19 protein-coding genes (1 of these 19 running past the window's edge) are annotated in these 19,261 nt (G+C 72.6%); 7 read left to right on the plus strand and 12 right to left on the minus strand.

Annotation, left to right across the window (positions count from 1 at the left end):
- The 3 genes from proC to AC3AGO_RS16075 all read right to left on the minus strand — a co-directional run.
- Positions 1-89 carry the 5' portion of a pyrroline-5-carboxylate reductase gene (gene proC, locus AC3AGO_RS16065; RefSeq protein WP_487820886.1) on the minus strand. 721 nt of this gene lie to the left of the window's left edge, so only the first 89 of its 810 coding nucleotides appear in the window; the start codon lies at positions 87-89; its stop codon lies beyond the left edge, outside the window.
- A 122-nt stretch (positions 90-211) separates the two neighbouring features.
- Positions 212-949: an ABC transporter permease gene (locus AC3AGO_RS16070; protein WP_487820887.1), complete on the minus strand. Its 738-nt coding sequence runs from the start codon at positions 947-949 to the stop codon at positions 212-214.
- Positions 946-1,770, minus strand: a complete 825-nt coding sequence (locus AC3AGO_RS16075) for an ABC transporter ATP-binding protein (RefSeq protein ID WP_487820888.1) — start codon at positions 1,768-1,770, stop codon at positions 946-948. Before AC3AGO_RS16075 ends, AC3AGO_RS16070 begins: the two co-directional genes overlap by 4 nt.
- A gap of 201 nt (positions 1,771-1,971) precedes the next feature.
- Between AC3AGO_RS16075 and AC3AGO_RS16080 the strand changes: the two genes are divergently transcribed.
- The 3 genes from AC3AGO_RS16080 (at position 1,972) to AC3AGO_RS16090 (ending at position 4,815) form a co-directional block, all read left to right on the plus strand.
- Positions 1,972-2,343, plus strand: coding sequence for a hypothetical protein (locus AC3AGO_RS16080; protein ID WP_487820889.1), 372 nt, complete (start codon positions 1,972-1,974; stop codon positions 2,341-2,343).
- A gap of 253 nt (positions 2,344-2,596) precedes the next feature.
- Positions 2,597-3,214, plus strand: a complete 618-nt coding sequence (locus AC3AGO_RS16085) for a carbonic anhydrase (protein ID WP_487820890.1) — start codon at positions 2,597-2,599, stop codon at positions 3,212-3,214.
- A 92-nt stretch (positions 3,215-3,306) separates the two neighbouring features.
- Positions 3,307-4,815 carry a SulP family inorganic anion transporter gene (locus AC3AGO_RS16090; RefSeq protein ID WP_487824678.1) on the plus strand — a complete coding sequence of 503 codons (1,509 nt, stop codon included), beginning with the start codon at positions 3,307-3,309 and terminating at the stop codon, positions 4,813-4,815.
- A gap of 120 nt (positions 4,816-4,935) precedes the next feature.
- Here the strand turns inward: AC3AGO_RS16090 and AC3AGO_RS16095 are convergent, their stop codons facing one another.
- The 5 genes from AC3AGO_RS16095 to AC3AGO_RS16115 form a co-directional block, all read right to left on the minus strand.
- Positions 4,936-5,451: a hypothetical protein gene (locus AC3AGO_RS16095; protein ID WP_487820891.1), complete on the minus strand. Its 516-nt coding sequence runs from the start codon at positions 5,449-5,451 to the stop codon at positions 4,936-4,938.
- A gap of 289 nt (positions 5,452-5,740) precedes the next feature.
- Positions 5,741-7,582 carry a dihydroxy-acid dehydratase gene (ilvD, locus tag AC3AGO_RS16100; RefSeq protein WP_487820892.1) on the minus strand — a complete coding sequence of 614 codons (1,842 nt, stop codon included), beginning with the start codon at positions 7,580-7,582 and terminating at the stop codon, positions 5,741-5,743.
- A 157-nt stretch (positions 7,583-7,739) separates the two neighbouring features.
- Positions 7,740-8,357 (minus strand): TetR/AcrR family transcriptional regulator, encoded by a 618-nt coding sequence (locus AC3AGO_RS16105; protein ID WP_487820893.1) that lies wholly within the window; start codon positions 8,355-8,357, stop codon positions 7,740-7,742.
- Positions 8,354-9,184: a sugar phosphate isomerase/epimerase family protein gene (locus AC3AGO_RS16110; RefSeq protein ID WP_487820894.1), complete on the minus strand. Its 831-nt coding sequence runs from the start codon at positions 9,182-9,184 to the stop codon at positions 8,354-8,356. Before AC3AGO_RS16110 ends, AC3AGO_RS16105 begins: the two co-directional genes overlap by 4 nt.
- A 112-nt stretch (positions 9,185-9,296) precedes the next feature.
- The gene (locus tag AC3AGO_RS16115; protein ID WP_487820895.1) at positions 9,297-10,223 is read right to left on the minus strand and encodes a Ppx/GppA family phosphatase; all 927 of its coding nucleotides are present in this window, start codon (positions 10,221-10,223) and stop codon (positions 9,297-9,299) included.
- Between the two features lie 113 nt (positions 10,224-10,336).
- Here AC3AGO_RS16115 and AC3AGO_RS16120 point away from each other — a divergent pair, with 113 nt between their 5' ends.
- Complete coding sequence (locus AC3AGO_RS16120; RefSeq protein ID WP_487820896.1) at positions 10,337-11,191, plus strand: DUF3109 family protein; 855 nt, start codon at positions 10,337-10,339, stop codon at positions 11,189-11,191.
- A 198-nt stretch (positions 11,192-11,389) separates the two neighbouring features.
- Here AC3AGO_RS16120 and AC3AGO_RS16125 read toward each other — a convergent pair whose 3' ends face one another.
- Positions 11,390-13,120, minus strand: a complete 1,731-nt coding sequence (locus AC3AGO_RS16125) for a BACON domain-containing protein (RefSeq protein ID WP_487820897.1) — start codon at positions 13,118-13,120, stop codon at positions 11,390-11,392.
- Positions 13,121-13,331: 211 nt separating this feature from the next.
- On the opposite strand from AC3AGO_RS16125, the gene radA reads away from it, so the two are divergent.
- Together radA and disA are read left to right on the plus strand one after the other, a co-directional pair.
- The gene (gene radA / locus AC3AGO_RS16130) at positions 13,332-14,738 is read left to right on the plus strand and encodes a DNA repair protein RadA (RefSeq protein WP_487820898.1); all 1,407 of its coding nucleotides are present in this window, start codon (positions 13,332-13,334) and stop codon (positions 14,736-14,738) included.
- Positions 14,739-14,888: 150 nt separating this feature from the next.
- Positions 14,889-16,013, plus strand: a complete 1,125-nt coding sequence (disA, locus tag AC3AGO_RS16135; protein ID WP_487820899.1) for a DNA integrity scanning diadenylate cyclase DisA — start codon at positions 14,889-14,891, stop codon at positions 16,011-16,013.
- 253 nt (positions 16,014-16,266) lie between these two features.
- Here disA and AC3AGO_RS16140 read toward each other — a convergent pair whose 3' ends face one another.
- Positions 16,267-17,115, minus strand: coding sequence for a hypothetical protein (locus AC3AGO_RS16140; RefSeq protein WP_487820900.1), 849 nt, complete (start codon positions 17,113-17,115; stop codon positions 16,267-16,269).
- A gap of 108 nt (positions 17,116-17,223) precedes the next feature.
- Positions 17,224-17,385: a hypothetical protein gene (locus AC3AGO_RS16145; protein ID WP_487820901.1), complete on the minus strand. Its 162-nt coding sequence runs from the start codon at positions 17,383-17,385 to the stop codon at positions 17,224-17,226.
- 39 nt (positions 17,386-17,424) lie between these two features.
- On the opposite strand from AC3AGO_RS16145, the gene AC3AGO_RS16150 reads away from it, so the two are divergent.
- Positions 17,425-18,339 carry an HhH-GPD family protein gene (locus tag AC3AGO_RS16150; protein WP_487820902.1) on the plus strand — a complete coding sequence of 305 codons (915 nt, stop codon included), beginning with the start codon at positions 17,425-17,427 and terminating at the stop codon, positions 18,337-18,339.
- 67 nt (positions 18,340-18,406) lie between these two features.
- Here AC3AGO_RS16150 and AC3AGO_RS16155 read toward each other — a convergent pair whose 3' ends face one another.
- Entirely contained in the window at positions 18,407-19,132 is a 726-nt protein-coding gene (locus AC3AGO_RS16155; RefSeq protein ID WP_487820903.1) for a M23 family metallopeptidase, read from the minus strand.
- Between the last annotated feature and the right edge of the window lie 129 nt (positions 19,133-19,261).

Consider the following 19,261-nt stretch of genomic DNA (forward strand, 5'->3'; position numbering starts at 1 on the left):
TTGGACGGGGACCAGCCGCCGCGGAGCATGCCGGAGAGCAGGGCTTCACCGATCTTGCCGGTGCCGAGGACTGCGACTTTCTGGGTCATGGGGCGGCTCACCTCGTCCAGTGCGTGCATGCGTCGGCGCCATACTCGCACCCGCCCCGAACCCCGTGCTCCGTCTGTCCGACTGGTGGAAGGCCCCGGTGGGGCCGTCGCCGCGTGTGCTCTTACGGCGTGCGGCGGCGCAGGGTCGCGGCGCCGAGGGCGAGGACGAGGAGGGCCGCGCCGGCGACGATGACCGCGTCCCGTACGTAGTCGCCCGTCATCTCGGTGTGGGTGAGCACCTCGGTCATGCCGTCGACGGCGTACGACATGGGCAGCACGTTCGAGATGTATTCGAGGACGGGCTGCATGGTGTCGCGCGGTGCGAAGAGGCCGCACAGCAGGAGCTGCGGGAAGATCACGGCCGGCATGAACTGGACGACCTGGAACTCCGAGGCGGCGAAGGCCGAGACGAACAGGCCGAGTGCGGTGCCGAGGACCGCGTCGAGCAGGGCGATCAGGAGCAGCAGCCAGGGCGAGCCCGCGAAGTTGAGGTCCAGCAGCCAGACGGCGACTCCGGTGGCGACGCTCGCCTGGACGGCGGCGAGCAGGCCGAAGGCGAGGGCGTAGCCGAGGATCAGGTCGCCCTTGCCCAGCGGCATGGAGAGCAGCCGCTCCAGGGTGCCCGAGGTGCGTTCGCGGAGCGTGGCGATGGAGGTGACCAGGAACATCGTCACCAGCGGGAAGATCCCGAGCAGGGAGGCGCCGATGCCGTCGAAGCTCTGGCGGTCGGCGTCGAAGACGTAGTAGAGGAGCACCAGCAGCAGGACGGGGACGAGGAGCAGCAGCGCGATGGTGCGCGGGTCGTGGCTGAGCTGGCGGAGGACCCGGCGTGCGGTGGCGAGGGTGCGCGAGAGGCTCATTGCGGGCTCCCGGGGGTGGGGGTGGAGCGGGCCTCGTCCACCAGCTTGAGGAAGGCGTCCTCGACGGTCTCGGTGCCGGTGTCGGCGCGGAGCGCGTCGGGGGAGCCGGTGGCGAGCAGCCGGCCCTCGCGCATCAGGAGCAGGTTCTGGCAGCGGTCGGCCTCGTCCATGACGTGCGAGGAGATGAGCAGGGTGCGGCTGCCGCCGTCCGGAGTACGTTCCGCGGCCAGCCTGTTGAAGAGGTCCCACAGGTCACGGCGGAGCACGGGGTCGAGGCCGACGGTCGGCTCGTCGAGGACCAGCAGCGGTGCCCTGCCCAGCAGGGCGACGGCGAGGGAGACGCGGGAGCGCTGGCCGCCGGAGAGGTTGGCGGTGAGGTCGTCGGCGTGCGACATGAGGTCGACGTCGTCGAGGGCCTGGCCGACAGCGGCGGCGCGGTCGCGGCGGGGGATGCCGAGGACGGCGGCGTAGTAGTCGAGGTTCTGACGGGCCGTCAGGTCGCCGTAGACGCTGGGTGACTGCGTGACGTAGCCGACGCGGGAGCGCAGCGGGGGTGATCCGGCGGGGCGGCCGAGGACTTCGAGGGTGCCGGTGACCTTGGCCTGGGTGCCGACGATGGCCCGCATGAGGGTGGATTTGCCGCAGCCGGAGGGGCCGAGGAGGCCGGTGACGGTGCCCGGCGGGATGGCGAAGGAGAGGTCGTCGATGACCGTACGGGTGCCGCGTACGACGGTGAGGCCGGCTGCGCGGAGGGCGGGCTCCGTGACCGGCGGTGGAGCGGACCCGGGGTCGGTGCCAGGGTCCCGAGAGTTATTCATCATGTGTTGAATACTCCTGCGCACGCACCGGCGCGTCAAGCGCGTACGCCGTCTCACAAGGCGGACATTCCTGAGCGTGAGGAGCGTTATCAGGCCAATTCTGCGTCGGTGTTCACTCAGCGTTCACAGGGCGACTTGCAAATTGGCACGACGGCTTGGACACAATGGAGCTGACTGTCGACCGTGGCGCGGAAGGGGGAGCAAATGCGACGCAGCACGTCCGTCCTCCGTACGTTCGTCACCGCGATCGCCCTCCTGCTTTCCGCACTCCTGGCCGCCGACAGCGCGGCAGCGCAGGTCGTCCCGGTCACCGAGCACGGCGTCGTGTCAGCGGAGGGGACGAAGTACTCCTCCGAGGACTCGCCGCAGACGGTGCCCGCCGACTGCAAGTCGCACCGCGGAGCGCGCAACCCGGTCAACACTCCCTCGCCGGCGGCGAATCCACTGCACATGTGCGTTTGCCACGCCAGTCCGGACCTGGGCCCCAAATACGTGGTCCCGGTCACGGGGAGTGAAGCTTTCCCGCGCGGGAGATCAGTGGATCTCTCCGTGCTGCACCAGGTGTTCCGCTGCTGATTCCGGGCCCGGGGCATTTCCTGCCCCGTCCGTGAAAGCGCCGTATATCCGCGTTTCCACCACGCCTCCGTACCGCGTGGCGGTCACGCCTATCCGCGCGCATCCCTGTCCGTAACGCCGAACAACGACGCTACGAACTCGCCCCGTTCTGCGCAGGCACCTCGTCCCCCAGCCCACGCCCCATGGCAGCGTGGCCAGGCGGCGATGGGCAGGTGTCCGCTGTGCAGCAGGACCGGGCCCGGAGGTAACCCTCATGCAGTCCTTCATCCATAACGCCCGCGACTTCCACTCCCGGATAAGCACGCTCGACGACGAACGCGAGAGCTACGGCCGGCTGGCCAAGGGACAGTCGCCCGAAGCCCTCTTCATCACCTGCTCCGACTCCCGGGTCGTGCCGTCCCTGTTCACCGGGGCACGCCCCGGTGAACTGTTCGAGCTGCGCACGGCGGGCAACGCGGTACCGCCCTACGGCGCCGCGGATCACCCCAGCGGCGAGGCAGCCACCATCGAGTACGCGGTGAGCGTTCTCCGGGTGCCGCACATCATCGTCTGCGGACACTCGCACTGCGGCGCCGTGGGCGCCCGGGTGCGCGGTGAGGATCTGGCGGCGGTTCCCGCCGTCGGCGGCTGGCTGGCGAACCAGCTGGCCGAGCCCGCCGAACTCGCCGACAGCACCGAGAAGGAGGAGACCTGCGTCTCCTCCGCCGTCCAGCGGCACGTCCGCGGCCAGCTGGACCGGCTGCGCGACTACCCGTGTGTCGCCGAGCGGGAGGCCGCCGGTGAGCTGTCTCTGCACGGCTGGTTCTACACGATCGACAGCGGCCTGGTGCTCGCGCACCAGCCGGAGTCCGACGCCTTCCTTCCGGTCTGAGGAGGGCTGACGACATGACACAGCATCAGGGGAGCAGTCCCTCGAACGCCCCCGGCGCCGGGGCAGCCGCCTCCGGCGGCGGACTGTGGCGCATGATCAACCCGATGCGCAGCCGCGGCACTCTGCGCGCCGACTTCACCGCGTCCCTCGTCGTCTTCCTCGTCGCCGTGCCGCTGTGCGTCGGCGTGGCCGTGGCGTCCGGGGTGCCCGCCGAACTCGGCCTGATCACCGGCATCGTCGGCGGTCTGGTCACCGGCTTCCTGCCGGGCAGTTCACTCCAGGTCAGCGGCCCCGCGGCCGGTCTGACCGTGCTCTGCTACGAGGCCGTGCAGACGCACGGGCTCGCCGCGCTGGGCGTCATCGTCCTCGCCACCGGTCTGCTCCAGCTCGCCATGGGTGTGCTCAAGATCGGCCGCTGGTTCCGCGCGATCTCGGTCGCCGTGGTGCAGGGCATGCTCGCGGGCATCGGCCTGGTCATCATGGCCGGCCAGGTGTACGCGCTGGCCGACGCGGACCAGCCCAGCAGCGGGCTCGACAAGGTCTTCGGTCTCGGGAAGCTGGTCACCAGCACCCTCGGGGACAGCAAGGCCATGATCGCCGTCGCGATCGGTGTGGGCACCATCCTGGTGCTCGCGTTCTGGCCGAAGTGGAAGGCCGCACAGAAGATCATCCCCGCGCCGCTGGCCGCGGTGCTGCTGGCCACGGTCATGACCGTGGCGATGGACCTGCCCGTCGCACGGGTCGAGGTCAGCGGGCTGCTCGAGGCCATCCAGCCGCCGCCGCTCGGAGAGTTCTCCGGGCTGCTCTCGGCCGGGATGCTCGGCACGGTGCTCGCCTTCACGCTGATCGCCTCCGCCGAGTCGCTGTTCAGCGCCGCGGCCGTGGACCGGCTGCACGACGGCCCGAAGACGCACTACGACAAGGAGCTGATCGCGCAGGGCGCGGGCAACGCCGTCTGCGGTGTGCTCGGCGCGCTGCCGATGACCGCGGTCATCGTCCGCAGCTCGGCGAACGTGCACGCGGGGGCGAAGACGAAGCTGTCGCGCATCCTGCACGGGCTCTGGATCCTGGTGTTCGCCGCGGCGTTCCCCGCGGTGCTCGGGCTGGTCCCGCTGGCCTCGCTCGCCGGTGTCCTGGTCCACGCCGGGTGGAAGCTGCTCCCGGTCAAGGACTTCATGCCGCTGTGGCGCTCGCACCGGTCCGAGGCCGTGGTGCTGGCGACCACCGCGATCGCGATCGTCGTCACCGACATGTTCGAGGGCGTCATCATCGGTCTGCTGATGTCCGTGATCAAGACCGCCTGGGAGACCTCCCACGTACACGTGGAGACGGAGGACCCGGGCCCGGACCGTCCCCTGCGGGTGATGGTGCTGGGCAACGCGACCTTCCTGCGGCTGCCCAAGCTCCAGGACCAGCTGGAGGCGCTGCCCTCCGACCGGGCCGTGGAGCTGAACCTCTCCGGCCTCCGGCACGTGGACCACGCGTGCGGGCTGGCGCTCTCCACCTGGGAGGAGGAGCACAACAGGGCCGCGCGGAAGCCGGTTCCGGAGCAGGCGGAGTACGCCGGGTCCGGGGCGACGCGGGAGCACACCGGAGTGTGAGCCCCGCACCCTGTGCGCGGCGCCGTGCGTGAGACCGCGTACGGCCCGGCATGACGGAGCGCCCGTCCGCAACCGGTTCGTCCGGTGCGGGCGGGCGCTTCCGTGTGTGCCCCGCGCCCCTCAGCGCCTGTTCTTGCTCTTGGCCTTCCGCTTCGCCGCGGGGTTGCCCGTACGGGAGGAGCGCCGCCGCTCGTGGCGGGCCAGCGCCTCCTCGTACTCGCGGCGGTGCAGCTTCTCGCCGGGCGCCTCGACGGCGCAGCGGACCGCGTACGCGAGGAGGACGCCGATGAAGCCGATCGTCTTCACGCTGCGCAGCGACGAGTCCGGGGCGCTCCGCCCGGACTGCCCGTCGCGGGCCGTGAAGCCGCCGAGCGTGCGGGAGAAGGCGAGCGCGCTGCACATGGCGAAGGCCGCCACCATCAGCACGGTGATCCAGCCGCCGACCTGGGCGATGGCGAGCCCCTGGTACGCGAGCCGGAGCAGGAACGCGCCGGCCACCGCCGCGAGCAGCGCGCCGGCGGCGAGGGCCGCGCGGCGGACGGCGTAGCCGTCGGTGTGGTCGACCCAGCTCGTGCCGAAGAAGCGGAGCGGTTCCGGTCGGGGGGTGCCCGGGTCGGCGGGCTCGTTGGGATGCACGGGGCGATTATGCCTGGCGGCGGCGCTGCGGGTGGTGCCTGGCGGCGCCCTTTCCCCGACCCGCCCCTTCCCGGAACCGGGGAGACCCCGGACCCCCTCGGGCTTCGCCCCTGCGGCCCATTTCCGCAGCGGCGGAAAGCGAGTTGAGCGCGGGCGGGCGGCGGTCTGAGCGCGAGTTGCGTTCAGACCGCCGCCCGGATCCGTCGGGGAGATTCCCGCTGCGGCGGAGAAGGAAGGGACTCGCCGGGGCGGAAACAGGGGGCCGGAAAGCGGCGGCCCCAGGCGCGGGTCAGCCCAGTTGGGTCAGGTCGCGGACTGCGCCCTTGTCGGCGCTGGTGGCCATCGCGGCGTAGGCGCGCAGGGCCGTGGAGACCTTGCGTTCGCGGTTCTTCGGGGCGTACGTGCCGTTCAGGGCCTCGCGGCGGGCGGCCAGCTCGGCGTCGGGGACGACGAGTTCCATCGTGCGGTTCGGGATGTCGATGGCGATCTCGTCGCCGTCCTCGACCAGCGCGATGGCGCCGCCGGACGCCGCCTCCGGGGAGGCGTGGCCGATGGAGAGGCCCGAAGTGCCGCCGGAGAAGCGGCCGTCGGTGATCAGCGCGCAGGCCTTGCCGAGTCCGCGGCCCTTCAGGAAGGACGTCGGGTACAGCATCTCCTGCATGCCGGGGCCGCCCTTGGGGCCCTCGTAGCGGATGACGACGACATCGCCCTCCTTGACCTCCTTGTTGAGGATCCGCTCGACGGCCTCGTCCTGGGACTCGCAGACCACGGCAGGTCCTGTGAAGGTCAGGATCGACTCGTCGACGCCGGCGGTCTTCACGACGCAGCCGTTCTCGGCGAGGTTGCCGTACAGCACGGCGAGACCGCCCTGCTGCGAGTACGCGTGGTCGACGTCGCGGATGCAGCCGTCGGCCGCGTCGGTGTCCAGGGTGTCCCAGCGCTCGGACTGCGAGAAGGCCTGGGAGGAGCGGACGCAGCCGGGCGCCGCGTGGAACAGCTCCAGGGCCTCGGCGGACGGCGAACCGCCGCGGATGTCCCAGTTCTTGAGCCAGTCGGCGAGGGTGGGGCTGTGCACGGAGGAGACGTCCTCGTTGAGCAGGCCCGCGCGGTACAGCTCGCCGAGGATGGCGGGGATGCCGCCGGCCCGGTGCACGTCCTCCATGTAGTACGAGCCGTTGGGCGCGACCTTGGAGAGGCAGGGCAGCGCGCGGGACAGCTCGTCGATGTCCTTCATGCGGAAGTCGAGCTCGGCCTCGTGCGCGGCGGCCAGCAGGTGCAGGATCGTGTTGGTCGAGCCGCCCATGGCGATGTCCAGGGCCATGGCGTTCTCGAAGGCGGCGCGGGAGGCGACGGTGCGCGGCAGGACCGTGGCGTCGTCCTCGCCGTAGTACCGGTTCGCGATGTCGACGACCGTACGGCCCGCCGTCTGGTACAGCTCCTTGCGCGCGGTGTGGGTGGCGAGCACGGAGCCGTTGCCCGGCAGGGAGAGGCCGATCGCCTCGGTGAGGCAGTTCATCGAGTTGGCGGTGAACATGCCCGAACAGGAGCCGCACGTCGGGCAGGCGGCGTCCTCGATACGGCGCAGGTCCTCGTCGGAGACGCTGTCGTTGGCGGACTCGGAGATCGCCGAGACCAGGTCGAGTTTCTTGACGGTGCCGTTCACCAGCGTCGCGGTGCCGGACTCCATCGGGCCGCCGGACACGAACACGGTGGGGATGTTGAGCCGCATCGCGGCCATCAGCATCCCGGGGGTGATCTTGTCGCAGTTGGAGATGCAGATCAGCGCGTCCGCGCAGTGCGCCTCCGTCATGTACTCCACGGAGTCCGCGATCAGATCGCGGGAGGGCAGGGAGTAGAGCATCCCGCCGTGGCCCATCGCGATGCCGTCGTCCACGGCGATGGTGTTGAACTCGCGGGCGATACCGCCCGCTTCCTGGATCGCCTCGGAGACGATCCGGCCCACGGGCGCGAGGTGGGTGTGGCCCGGCACGAACTCGGTGAAGCTGTTTGCCACCGCGATGATCGGCTTCCGCCCGATGTCGGACCGCGCTACGCCCGAGGCCTGCATAAGGGCGCGCGCGCCCGCCATGTTGCGGCCGTGTGTGACGGTGCGGGACCTCAGCTCGGGCATGGCTGCTCCACTCCTTGTGTACGAAATGAGCGTGTCTTCCGAGGCTACGCCCCGAGTTCAAGATCCGGGACGGGGGGACCGGAATCTGAGATGTATTCGACGTGGCCGCCGGAACGCGGGCCCCACAGACCGGCCGGCATGCGGACAGGACGGCCGGTCAGTCGCCGAACAGATGGTGCTGCACCACCGGGGCCAGCCGCCGGACCAGCTCCTCCTGGTCCGCCGACGCCAGCGGCTCCACCTTGATCACGTACCGCAGCAGGGCGGAGCCGACCAGCTGTGCGACGGCCAGCTCGACCCGCAGGGTGGCGTCCGGCGCGTCCAGTTCCTCCGCGACGCGGGACACCAGCTGGCGGCTGATCAGCCCGCGGAAGATCCGCGCGGCGGTCTCGTTGTTCATCGCCGAGCGCACGATCGCCAGCAGCGGCTCGCGGGTCAGCGCGTTCTCCCACACCCCGAACATGAAGCGGACCAGCCGCTCCCCCACATCGTCCCGGCTGCCCGTGACGAGCAGGTCCGGTACGTGCATGGCGGGCGTGAAGGCGCCCTCGACCGCGGCGGCGAAGACCTCCTCCTTGGTGCCGAAGTAGTGGTGCACCAGCGCCGGATCGACCTCCGCGCCGCGGGCGATGGCGCGGATGGACGCCTTGTCGTAGCCGCGCTCGGAGAACTCGGTGCGGGCCGACACGAGGATGCGGTCGCGCGCGGCCGGCGTGCTCTCGTCGCGGTCCGCCGAGGCGGGGCGGCCCCGTCTGCGGGCGGGACGACCGGTCACGGCCGCTCCGGGAGGTCCGGGGCCGCGGCGGCGAGATGGAGGCGGGTGAAGGCCAGGGCCTCCGCGAGGTCCTCCTCCCGCTCCGCGCCCGACATGGCCCGCCGGGTGTTCACCTCGACGACGACGTGCCCGTCGAAGCCCTGCGCGGCGAGCCGGCCCAACAGTTCGCCGCAGGGCTGCTTGCCGCGGCCCGGCACCAGGTGCTCGTCCTTCGCGGAGCCGTTGCCGTCGGCGATGTGCACATGGCCGATGCGGTCGCCCATGCGGTCCAGCATGGCGAGGGCGTCCGTACGGGCCGTCGCCGTGTGCGACAGGTCGATCGTGAAGTGCCGGTAGTCGTCCTGGGTGGGGTCCCAGTCCGGCGCGTACGCCATCATCTCCCGGTCGCGGTAGCGCCACGGGTACATGTTCTCCACGGCGAAGCGCACATCCGTCTCGCCCGCCATGCGCCACACGCCGTCCACGAACTCCCGGGCGTAGTTCCGCTGCCACCGGAAGGGCGGGTGCACGACGACGGTCGAGGCGCCGAGCTCCTCCGCCGTGACGCGGGCCCGCTGGAGCTTCGTCCACGGGTCGGTCGACCACACCCGCTGCGTGATGAGCAGACACGGCGCGTGCACGGCGAGCACCGGTACGCCGTGGAAGTCGGACAGTCTGCGCAGGGCCTGCACATCCTGGCTGACGGGGTCGGTCCACACCATGACCTCGACACCGTCGTACCCGAGCCGGGCGGCGATCTCGAAGGCCGTGGCCGTGGATTCCGGATAGACCGAGGCCGTGGACAGCGCGACCTTCGCACCGGGGACGCGCACTGCTGGGGACACCACGACAGACAGCCTAGAACGTACGGCGGGCGAGCAGACCGCGGGCCGTCCGAGCGGGGGAGCAGAACGGGCGGCCGGCACCCGGCGCGGGCCGCGACGCGTACGGGGCGGGCCGTCAGCGCAGGTGGTCCAGGCGGCGGAGGATCACGCCCTCGCGCAGCGCCCACGGGCAGATCTCCACCCGCGAGATGTTGAACAGCTCCAGGGCGCCCTCCGCGACCAGAGCGCCCGCCAGCAGCTGGTGCGCCCGGCCCTCCGAGATGCCGGGCTGCTCGGCCCGTTCGGCAGCCGGCATGTCCGCGAGCTTGGGCAGCCACTCCTCCAGCGACTTCAGCGTCAGCTCCCGCTGGACGTACAGCCCCTCGGTGGAGCGGGCCGCGCCGCCGAGGCGGGCCAGCTGCTTGAACGTCTTCGAGGTGGCGACGACGTGGTCGGGCGGGCTGAACCGGCTGAACTCGCCCACGACACGGGCGATTTCGGCCCGTACGTGCCGGCGCAGCGCGCGGATGTCGCCCGACTCCGGCGGGTCGCCGGGCAGCCAGCCGGAGGTGAGCCGGCCCGCGCCGAGCGGCAGCGAGACGGCCGCGTCGGGCTCCTCGTCCAGCCCGTACGCGACCTCCAGGGAGCCGCCGCCGATGTCGAGCACCAGCAGCCGGCCCGCTGACCAGCCGAACCAGCGGCGCGCGGCGAGGAATGTGAGCCGTGACTCGTCCTCGCCGGACAGCACCTCCAGCTTCACGCCGGTGTCGTCGGCGACACGGGCCAGCACCTGGTCCGCGTTGCCCGCTTCGCGCACCGCCGAGGTGGCGAACGGCAGCAGATCCTCGACACCCATGTCCTCCGACACCCGCAGGGCGTCGCTGACGGTGGAGCTGAGCCTGTCGATGCCTTGAGGGCTGATCGCGCCGTCGTCGTCGAGTAGTTCGGCGAGTTTCAGCTCCGCCTTGTGGGAGTAGGCGGGCAGGGGACGCGCGCCGGGATGCGCGTCGACGACGAGCAGGTGGACCGTGTTCGAGCCCACGTCGAGGACACCGAGTCTCATGTACTGCACGCTAGCCCCCCGCACGACCGCGTGGGCAGGCGGCCTGATGTGCGGAAGGAACGACCCGGTCCGTATGCGCCGCGCCCGGGTCCGTCGCGCTTAGGGTTGGGGGCGTGGGTAAGACGAAAGCGGCGAAGTACAAGAAGCAGGGCAAGTCCGCGGCCGCGGTGACCGGTGAGGACACCGTGCCGGAGCCCCGTAGTGAGGAGGTCGCGCCGGGCTTTCCGCGCGCCTGGGTCGAATTCCCCGACCCCGCCGACGAGGAACAGATCTTCCGCTGCGACCTGACGTGGCTGACGTCCCGCTGGAACTGCGTGTTCGGGCAGGGCTGTCAGGGCATCCAGCCGGGCCGCGCCGCGGACGGCTGCTGCACGCTCGGCGCGCACTTCGCCGACGAGGAGGACGAGCAGCGGGTGGCGGAGAACGTCGCCCGGCTGACGCCGGACACCTGGCAGTTCCACGACGTGGGCACCACGTCGGGCTGGACGCAGGTGGACGAGGACGGCGACCGGCAGACCCGGCGCTGGCAGGGCGCCTGCATCTTCCACAACCGGCCGGGATTCTCCGGCGGTTACGGCTGTGCGCTGCACATCCTCGCGCTGCAGGAGGACAAGGAACCGCTGGAGACGAAGCCGGACGTGTGCTGGCAGGTCCCGGTGCGGCGCACGTACGAGTGGGTGGAGCAGCCGGACGGCGAGCAGAAGCTGATCGTGTCGATCGGCGAGTACGAGCGGGCGGGCTGGGGCTCCGGCGGGCACGACTTCAACTGGTGGTGCACCTCGGCGCCGTCGGCGCACGGCGCGACCGACCCCGTGTACGTGTCGTACAAGCCGGAGTTGACGGAGCTGATGGGCGAGGGCGGCTACGCCGTGCTGGCCGGCATGTGCGAGGAGCGGCTCGCGGCCCTGCCGAAGGGGCTGCCGCTGCTGGCACCGCACCCCGCGGACCCGCCGCCCACCGACGGCTGAACTCCCGGCAGGGGCCGGACTCCCACCGGGGACCGAACTCCCCGCACCCTGAACTCCCCGCAGACCGCTGTCCGTACGGGCCGCACGGCACCCGCCGCGCGGCCCGTACCGCTTTCGCGGCGTGAACGGCGCTCGGCTCGTACGGCGTTCCCGGCTCGTACGGGGCGTCTCCGGGGCGTGCGGCGTCTCCGGGGCGGGTCAGCCCGGGGCCGGGGAGCCGCTCTCCGAGCCCGAGGGGGGCGGGCTCGGGGAGTCCGAGGAGGGCGGCGGCGAGGACGGCGGGTCCGACGGGGTCGGCTCCTGCGAGGGGGGCGGCGTCGTCGGCTCGTCGGTGGGGCTCTGGGTAGGACTCTGCGACTGGCCGCGGCCCTCCAGCGTGATGACGGCGCCGGCGGGGGCGATCCGCACGGCCGCCGACCAGGCGCCTGCGGGCTCCCGCGCGTGGTCCACGGTGACCCGGATCGTGGTCGACTCACCGGGGCTGAGCTGCCCCTGCGACTGGCTGAGGAGCAGCCACCCGGCGTCCGGCGCCGCGCTCCACTGGACGGGCCGGCCGCCGGAGGCGCGCAGCGTGATGAGGGTGCTGTCGCCGGACGGCTGCGCGTCGACGCTGAGCCGGCCGGGCGCTCCCGCGCGGTCCCCCGACGTCGGCGGCGCGGACGAAGGGGTCCCGCTCTCCTTGCCTCTCCCCCGCCCGCTGTCGACCGCGACCGACACGTCGCCCGAGGCGGAGGGGCTCGAACTCCCTTTCTTTCCTGGCGACTTGTCGGGTCCTGTGCCCTGCGCGGCGTTCTCGTACGGCTCGCCGTCCATGCCGGGGCGGGCGTCGTGCTCGGTGGCGGAGACGGCGGAGCCGTCGGTCTCGCCGGTGAGCGGCGCGCCCCGGTACGCCGCCAGGAGCGCGAGGACCGGCGCGGTCAGCACCGTGGCGACGACCGTGGTCGTGACGACCCTGCTGCGCATCCGGTCCCGGCGCGCCTCGCGGTCCTTGACCTGCGCGGGGAAACCGGACTTCGCGAACCGTGGGCTGTACTGCACCCTGGCCCGGCGGACGGCGGCGACCGCGGCGTGCACCGCGGGGCGCGGGGCCTCCAGCACGGCGAGCTGCGCGGTGCCCGCCGGGGCCGTGCCCGGCCAGCCGACACCCGCCATGGCGCGCTCGGCGGCACGCCGGCACTCGACGCACTCGTCGACGTGCCGGACGAGCTCGCGGCGCAGCGCCGTACCGAGCAGGAGGTGGTCGTCGCCCGCGAGGCGGGCGACGGCGGGGCAGCCGCCGGACTTCACGACGGCGAGCGCCGCGCGGGTGCGCTCCACCTCGCAGGCGGCGTTGGCGAGCAGACCGCTCGCGGACTCCGGGCTGAGCGAGAGCACGGCGGCGACCTCGTGCGCCGGCAGGCCGTGGCGGACGGCGAGCTCCAGGGCCTCGCGCTGCTCGGGGGCCGTCCCGGCGGCCTCCGGCCAGGCCAGCGCGGCCAGTTCGCGCCGGCGCTGGTTGGCCGCCGCTGTGGACAGCTCGCCCGTGGCGCCCGGGACCGGCGCGGAGCGGGACGTGTCGCTCTCCCCGCCCTGCTCGGCGAGCCGGCGCAGACAGGCCCAGCGCACCAGGGAGTACAGCCAGGGGCGGTGCAGGCCCGGCTCGGTCGGCACGCGGCCGCGGTCGTGCCGGCGCTCGGCGAGGGCGAGGGCCTCCCCGAGCGCGGCGGTGGCCGCGTCGTGCTCGCACATGACGGACAGGCAGTACGTGAACAGGCCGTCCAGGAACGGCTCGTAGCGGTCCATGGGGAAGACGGTGGACCGCGGATCGGGCACCGTACTGCCGCTGCGACTGTCCTGCCGCCCCGAGCGTTCGTACTGCTTCGGCTCCCGCACCGGGTGCGCCCGGTGTGCGCCGGTGGTCTCCGTGAGGTGCTCGCGCCTGGTGCTCATCACTCGGCGACGGTAGGCGGATGATGGCGCTTCGCTGGACCCGCTTGCGCGGGTTTAATCCTTACGGGTGACTAGTTCCTTCGATGGGGGACAGGGGGGACGTTCCGGCTGAACTCCCCCTCCCGCTCCGGCGGTACGCGGCGGCGCTCCCTGCCGTACGCGGCGGGCACGGCGGGCCCCGGTGTCGGTGGCTGCGGATACGGTGACCGTCATGGCTGCCCGAAAGTCGTCCGCCAAGGACCGTCCCTCGTACCGCTGTACCGAATGCGGCTGGCAGACCGCCAAGTGGCTCGGCCGCTGCCCGGAATGTCACGCATGGGGCACCGTCGAGGAGACCGGCGGCGCCTCCGCCGTGCGGACGACCGCGGCCGGTCGCGTCACCGCCTCCGCGCTGCCGATCGGCGAGGTCGACGGCAAACAGGCCACGGCGCGCAGCACCGGCGTCGACGAGCTGGACCGGGTGCTCGGCGGCGGGCTCGTGCCGGGCGCCGTGGCGCTGCTGGCCGGGGAGCCCGGCGTCGGCAAGTCGACACTGCTGCTGGACGTCGCGGCGAAGGCGAGCAGCGCGTCGCAGCGCACGCTGTATGTGACCGGGGAGGAGTCCGCGGCGCAGGTGCGCCTGCGGGCCGACCGGATCGGCGCGATAAGCGACCACCTCTATCTCACCGCGGAGACGGATCTGTCGGCGGTGCTCGGTCATCTGGACGAGGTGAAGCCGTCGTTGCTGATCCTCGACTCCGTACAGACCGTCGCCTCACCGGAGATCGACGGCGCGCCCGGCGGTGTCTCGCAGGTGCGCGAGGTGGCCGGGGCGCTGATCCGCGCGTCGAAGGAGCGCGGCATGTCGACGCTGCTGGTCGGCCATGTCACGAAGGACGGTTCGATCGCGGGGCCGCGGCTGCTGGAGCATCTCGTCGACGTGGTGCTGAACTTCGAGGGCGACCGGCACGCGCGGCTGCGCCTCGTGCGCGGCGTGAAGAACAGATACGGCACGACGGACGAGGTCGGCTGCTTCGAGCTGCACGACGAGGGCATCACCGGACTCGCCGACCCCTCGGGCCTGTTCCTCACCCGGCGCGCCGAACCGGTGCCGGGCACCTGTCTGACGGTGACGCTGGAGGGGCGGCGGCCGCTGGTCACCGAGGTGCAGGCGCTGACCGTCGACAGCCAGATCCCCTCGCCGCGCAGGACGACTTCGGGCCTGGAGACGTCCCGGGTGTCGATGATGCTGGCGGTGCTGGAGCAGCGCGGCCGGATCAGCGCCCTGGGCAAACGCGACATCTACACCGCGACGGTCGGCGGGGTGAAGCTGTCCGAGCCCGCCGCCGACCTGGCGGTCGCGCTGGCGCTGGCCAGCGGCGCGAGCGACGCGCCGCTCCCGAAGAACCTGGTGGCGATCGGCGAGGTCGGACTCGCGGGCGAGGTCCGGCGGGTGACGGGCGTACAGCGGCGGCTGGCGGAGGCGGCGCGGCTCGGCTTCACGCACGCGCTGGTGCCGACCGACCCGGGGAAGATCCCGGACGGCATGCGGGTGCTGGAGGTCGCGGACATGGGGGAGGCACTGCGGGTGCTCCCCGCCCGCCCGGCGCGTGCCGCTGCGCGAGGGGCGGAGAACTGACGCCGGTAGACTTTGGCCCGATCTCACCCCGGTGATGCCGCATCCCCCGGGGACACTCGCCCCGAGGCGGCCCGGCCGCGGGCCGGTCCCCGGCCGGAGCAGCAGGCCGGGCCGAGGCACAACACGCGGACGCACGACCTAAGGAGTGCAGTGGCAGCCAACGACCGGGCAGCAGCTTCCGGCAGGGCCGGCGGGAGTTCCGGTGCCGAGGGTCTGATGCGCGCATCGCTGAGCGCGGTCGCCCCGGGAACGGCCCTGCGTGACGGGCTCGAGCGCATTCTGCGCGGCAACACCGGCGGTCTCATCGTGCTCGGCATGGACAAGACCATGGAGACGCTGTGCACGGGCGGCTTCATCCTGGATGTCGACTTCTCCGCGACCCGGCTGCGCGAACTGTGCAAGCTGGACGGCGCGCTGATCCTGGACCGCGACATCTCGAAGATCGTGCGGGCCGGTGTGCAGCTCGTCCCCGACGCGGCGATCCCCACCGAGGAGACCGGCACCCGGCACCGTACGGCGCAGCGGGTGTCCATCCAGACCGGGTTCCCGGTGGTCTCCGTCAGCCAGTCGATGCGGCTGATCGCGCTGTACGTCGACGGCGAGCGGCGCGTGCTGGAGGAGTCCGCGGCGATCCTGTCCCGCGCGAACCAGGCGCTCGCGACCCTGGAGCGGTACAAGCTGCGGCTCGACGAGGTCGCCGGCACGCTGTCGGCGCTGGAGATCGAGGACTTGGTGACGGTCCGCGACGTCACGGCCGTCGCACAGCGGCTGGAGATGGTGCGGCGCATCGCCACGGAGATCGCCGAGTACGTGGTCGAACTCGGCACGGACGGGCGGCTGCTGTCCCTCCAGCTCGACGAGCTGATCGCCGGCGTCGAGCCGGAGCGGGAGCTGGTGGCGCGCGACTACGTGCCGCAGCCGAGCGGCCGCCGGTCCCGTACGGTCGCCGAAGCGCTCGGCGAGCTGGACCGGCTCACCCACTCCGAGCTGCTCGAACTGCCCACGGTCGCGCGGGCCCTGGGCTACAGCGGCTCGCCGGAGACGCTCGACTCCGCGGTGTCGCCGCGCGGTTTCCGGCTGCTGGCGAAGGTGCCGCGGCTGCCGGGCGCGGTCATCGAACGGCTCGTGGACCACTTCGGGGGCCTGCAGAAGCTGTTGGCGGCGAGCGTCGACGACCTGCAGACGGTCGACGGCGTGGGCGAGGCGCGGGCGCGGTCGGTCCGCGAGGGCCTCTCGCGCCTCGCGGAGTCGTCGATCCTGGAGCGCTACGTCTGACCCTGGCGGGTCTTGCCCCTCGGTGGGCGGCTGGTCCGCCCTCGGGGGCGGAACGGGCGGGCACCGGGACCGCACCCGCGAGGTCTGTCCCCCGCACGTGACGTACGCGCCCCAGGGGCGCCTGCGTTGCGTTCGGGGTGCGTTCCCTGCGCGGGTGCGGTCCGGTGTGCCCACCCGTTCCGCCCCTTGGCGGACCAGCTGCCCACACCTCGGGGCACGCCTGGCCCACACCGGGGCGGCGGAGCCGCCGCCGTCAGGCGAGTTCGAACTTGGTTTTGAGGGTTTTGAGGGCGTGGAGCTTCAGCTCCACCTCGTACTTGCCCGGCTTCGCCGAACCCGCCGGAGGCGTCCCGCAGTTGGCGGCGCTCGGCTTCCGCAGCCACGTCAGGGTGTGCGTGGACTCGCCGTTCGCGGGGATCTCCGCGAGGACCGGGGAGTCCTCGCGGGGGCAGTCGTCGGACGCCCAGACCTTGTCGCCCGCCGAGTCCTTGACCGTGACGACGCTCGCCGCGCGGCCGAGGTCGATCTTGCACGCGCTGCCCCGGCTGTTCTTCGCCGTGAGCTCGAACTTCGGCTTCTCGCCCGCCTCGTAGGTGTCCTTGACGCTGCTCAGCGACACCGAGACCGCGGAAGGCCCGCAGTCCGGCAGCCCCTTGCCCGCGTCGCCGCCGGCGCTGCCGCCGCCTCCCGCGCCGCCGCCTGCCGTGCTGCCACCGCCCGTGGTGCTCTCGGCGTCCGTGCCGGAGCCGGGGCCCGGTGCCCAGACAGGCGGGGCGACCGCGCCGCCACCGGCGCCGCCCGAACCGCCCGAGCCGGCCCCTCCCGCGTCGGCGCCGCCCGTACCGCCCGTACCGCCGCCGGTGTCGCGGCCGCCGGGCCGTTCGGTGATCGCGGGCCCGGAGTCGCTCGGTCCCGGGGTGATGGTGCCGGCGGGGCCGCCGCCGCCCTCGCCCTTGCCCTGGTCGCTGCTGCCGCCACCGCCGAGGCTGAACGCCCACACGATCAGCAGGACCAGCAGCGCCAGCACGGCAAGAGCGACCGCCCTCCGTCGCCAGTAGATGGAGGAGGGGAGCGGCCCGATCGGATTGCGCAGAGATCCCACGCGGAAACCTTACGAGACAACACCCGCACCACAGAGCCGTACCCGCCGCCGGATCGGACGACTTTTGTGATGAGCTGGCGGGCGCGGCCGGTTCCGGCTGACCGGACGTCAGCCGAACGTCAGCCGCAGGCTGCGCTGTTCGCCCGATGTGACGGTACGGAAGCGCTGCGCGTTCACCGGCTTCCGCCGCCCCGGCGCCCAAGAGGGGCCCGCCGTACGGATGTTGGGAATGACCGCCGTGCCGCGCGCGTGTACCGCGCATGCGGACATTTCTCCGGCGCCCGCGTCCGTGCCAGGATCGTGAGTGCCATGACTGCGACCTCCGTATCTGCCGCCGCGTCCGCCGAGACCGCTCGGGCCCTGCATTCCCCCGTCAACGACTGGTTCGCCACGCACGCCCGCGACCTGCCCTGGCGCCGCCCGGAGGCGGGGGCCTGGGGTGTGATGGTCAGCGAGTTCATGCTGCAGCAGACCCCTGTGAACCGGGTGCTCCCGGTGTACGAGGAGTGGCTGGAGCGCTGGCCCCGCCCGGCCGATCTGGCCGAGGAGGCGCCGGGCGAGGCCGTACGCGCCTGGGGCCGGCTCGGCTACCCGCGGCGTGCGCTGCGGCTGCACGGCGCGGCGGCGGCGATAGCGGAGCGGCACGGCGGGGACGTTCCGGAGAGCCACGCGCAGCTGCTGGCGCTGCCGGGCGTCGGGGAGTACACGGCGGCCGCCGTGGCCTCGTTCGCGTACGGGCAGCGGCACGCGGTGCTGGACACCAATGTGCGCCGGGTCTTCGCGCGGGCGGTGAGCGGCGCGCAGTATCCGCCGAACGCGACGACCGCCGCCGAGCGGAGGCTGGCGCGGGCGCTGCTGCCCGACGACGAGGCGACGGCGTCCCGTTGGGCCGCCGCCACGATGGAGCTGGGCGCGCTGGTGTGCACGGCGCGCAGCCCGCAGTGCGGCCGCTGCCCGATCACGGAGCAGTGCGCGTGGCAGCTGGCGGGGGCGCCCGAGCACGAGGGCCCGGCGCGCCGGACCCAGTCGTACGCGGGGACGGACCGTCAGGTGCGGGGCAAGCTGCTGGCCGTCCTGCGGGAGGCGGTCGATCCGGTGCCGCAGGCGGACCTGGACCGGGTGTGGAACGAGCCCGTCCAGCGCGCACGGGCGCTGGACGGGCTCGTCGCCGACGGCCTGGTCGAACCCCTCTCCGGCGGTACGTACCGGCTGCCGCTCACCTGACGTCGGGCTGCTTACGGGCGAAAGCCCGGCTTACGGGCGGGGGCCCGACTGACAGGCGAAGCCTGTCTTACAGGCGGACGCCGGCGTGCTTCATGCCCGCGACCGGGTCCTTGGCGGAGCCGTAGTCGGGGGTGCTGCGGACCTCGAAGTGCAGGTGCGGGCCTGTGGAGTTGCCGGTGGAGCCGACGGTGCCGATCTGCTGACCGGTCTTCACCTGCTGGCCCGCGTGGACCTTGAGCGTCTTCATGTGCGCGTACTGGGTGTACGTGCCGTCCTTGTGCTTGATGACGACGGCGTTGCCGTACGCGGGGCCGTCGCCCGCGCCGTTGCCGCCGGCCTTCACGACGGTGCCGTGGTGCGCGGACAGCACCTTCGTGCCGGGGTCGGCCACGAGGTCCTGGCCGGAGTGGCCGTGCGCCCAGTGGCTGCCGCTCTTGCCCATGGACGGGCCGAGCGAGTACTTGCCGACGACGGGCTTCACCCAGGAGGCCTCCTTGCGCGCGGCGTCGCGCGCCGCCTTGGCCTTCGCCTCCTGCTTGCGCTGCTCGGCCTTCTTCGCGGCCTGCGCGACGGCGTTCTGGGTGTCGGCCTGCGAACGGGTGGAGTCGGCCAGATGTATCGCGGTCGACGCGGCGAAGGTGTCCTGCCCGGCGGTGGTGTGCGCCCCGTCGGCGGCGATCGCCACGCCGGCCCCCAGGGCCATCGACGCGCCGAAGCCCGCGGCGAGCACCGCGGCCCGCGTACGGGTACGGGCGTCGGCCTTGGCGGTGCGGTTCGTGGTGGTCTTCGACATACGGGCAGTACCTCCGGAGCGGTGCGAATGCGGGAGGCGCGTGCCGTCGTGGGACGCGCCGGTCGTACGGGGACGTGCTCACCGGTGCGGAGGCGCCGTCTGCGCCGTACGTGCCGGGAACAGATGCAT

This window comes from Streptomyces sp. BL1, assembly GCF_057628045.1.

Coding starts and splice junctions, on each gene's coding strand:
- AC3AGO_RS16085 (WP_487820890.1), top strand. CDS start 2,597: ATGCAGTCCTTCATCCATAACGCCCGCGACTTCCACTCCCGGATAAGC.
- radA (WP_487820898.1), top strand. CDS start 13,332: ATGGCTGCCCGAAAGTCGTCCGCCAAGGACCGTCCCTCGTACCGCTGT.
- AC3AGO_RS16150 (WP_487820902.1), top strand. CDS start 17,425: ATGACTGCGACCTCCGTATCTGCCGCCGCGTCCGCCGAGACCGCTCGG.
- AC3AGO_RS16155 (WP_487820903.1), bottom strand. CDS start 19,132: ATGTCGAAGACCACCACGAACCGCACCGCCAAGGCCGACGCCCGTACC.
- AC3AGO_RS16125 (WP_487820897.1), bottom strand. CDS start 13,120: ATGAGCACCAGGCGCGAGCACCTCACGGAGACCACCGGCGCACACCGG.
- AC3AGO_RS16070 (WP_487820887.1), bottom strand. CDS start 949: ATGAGCCTCTCGCGCACCCTCGCCACCGCACGCCGGGTCCTCCGCCAG.
- AC3AGO_RS16090 (WP_487824678.1), top strand. CDS start 3,307: ATGATCAACCCGATGCGCAGCCGCGGCACTCTGCGCGCCGACTTCACC.
- AC3AGO_RS16145 (WP_487820901.1), bottom strand. CDS start 17,385: ATGTCCGCATGCGCGGTACACGCGCGCGGCACGGCGGTCATTCCCAAC.
- AC3AGO_RS16075 (WP_487820888.1), bottom strand. CDS start 1,770: ATGATGAATAACTCTCGGGACCCTGGCACCGACCCCGGGTCCGCTCCA.
- AC3AGO_RS16115 (WP_487820895.1), bottom strand. CDS start 10,223: ATGAGACTCGGTGTCCTCGACGTGGGCTCGAACACGGTCCACCTGCTC.
- ilvD (WP_487820892.1), bottom strand. CDS start 7,582: ATGCCCGAGCTGAGGTCCCGCACCGTCACACACGGCCGCAACATGGCG.
- AC3AGO_RS16080 (WP_487820889.1), top strand. CDS start 1,972: ATGCGACGCAGCACGTCCGTCCTCCGTACGTTCGTCACCGCGATCGCC.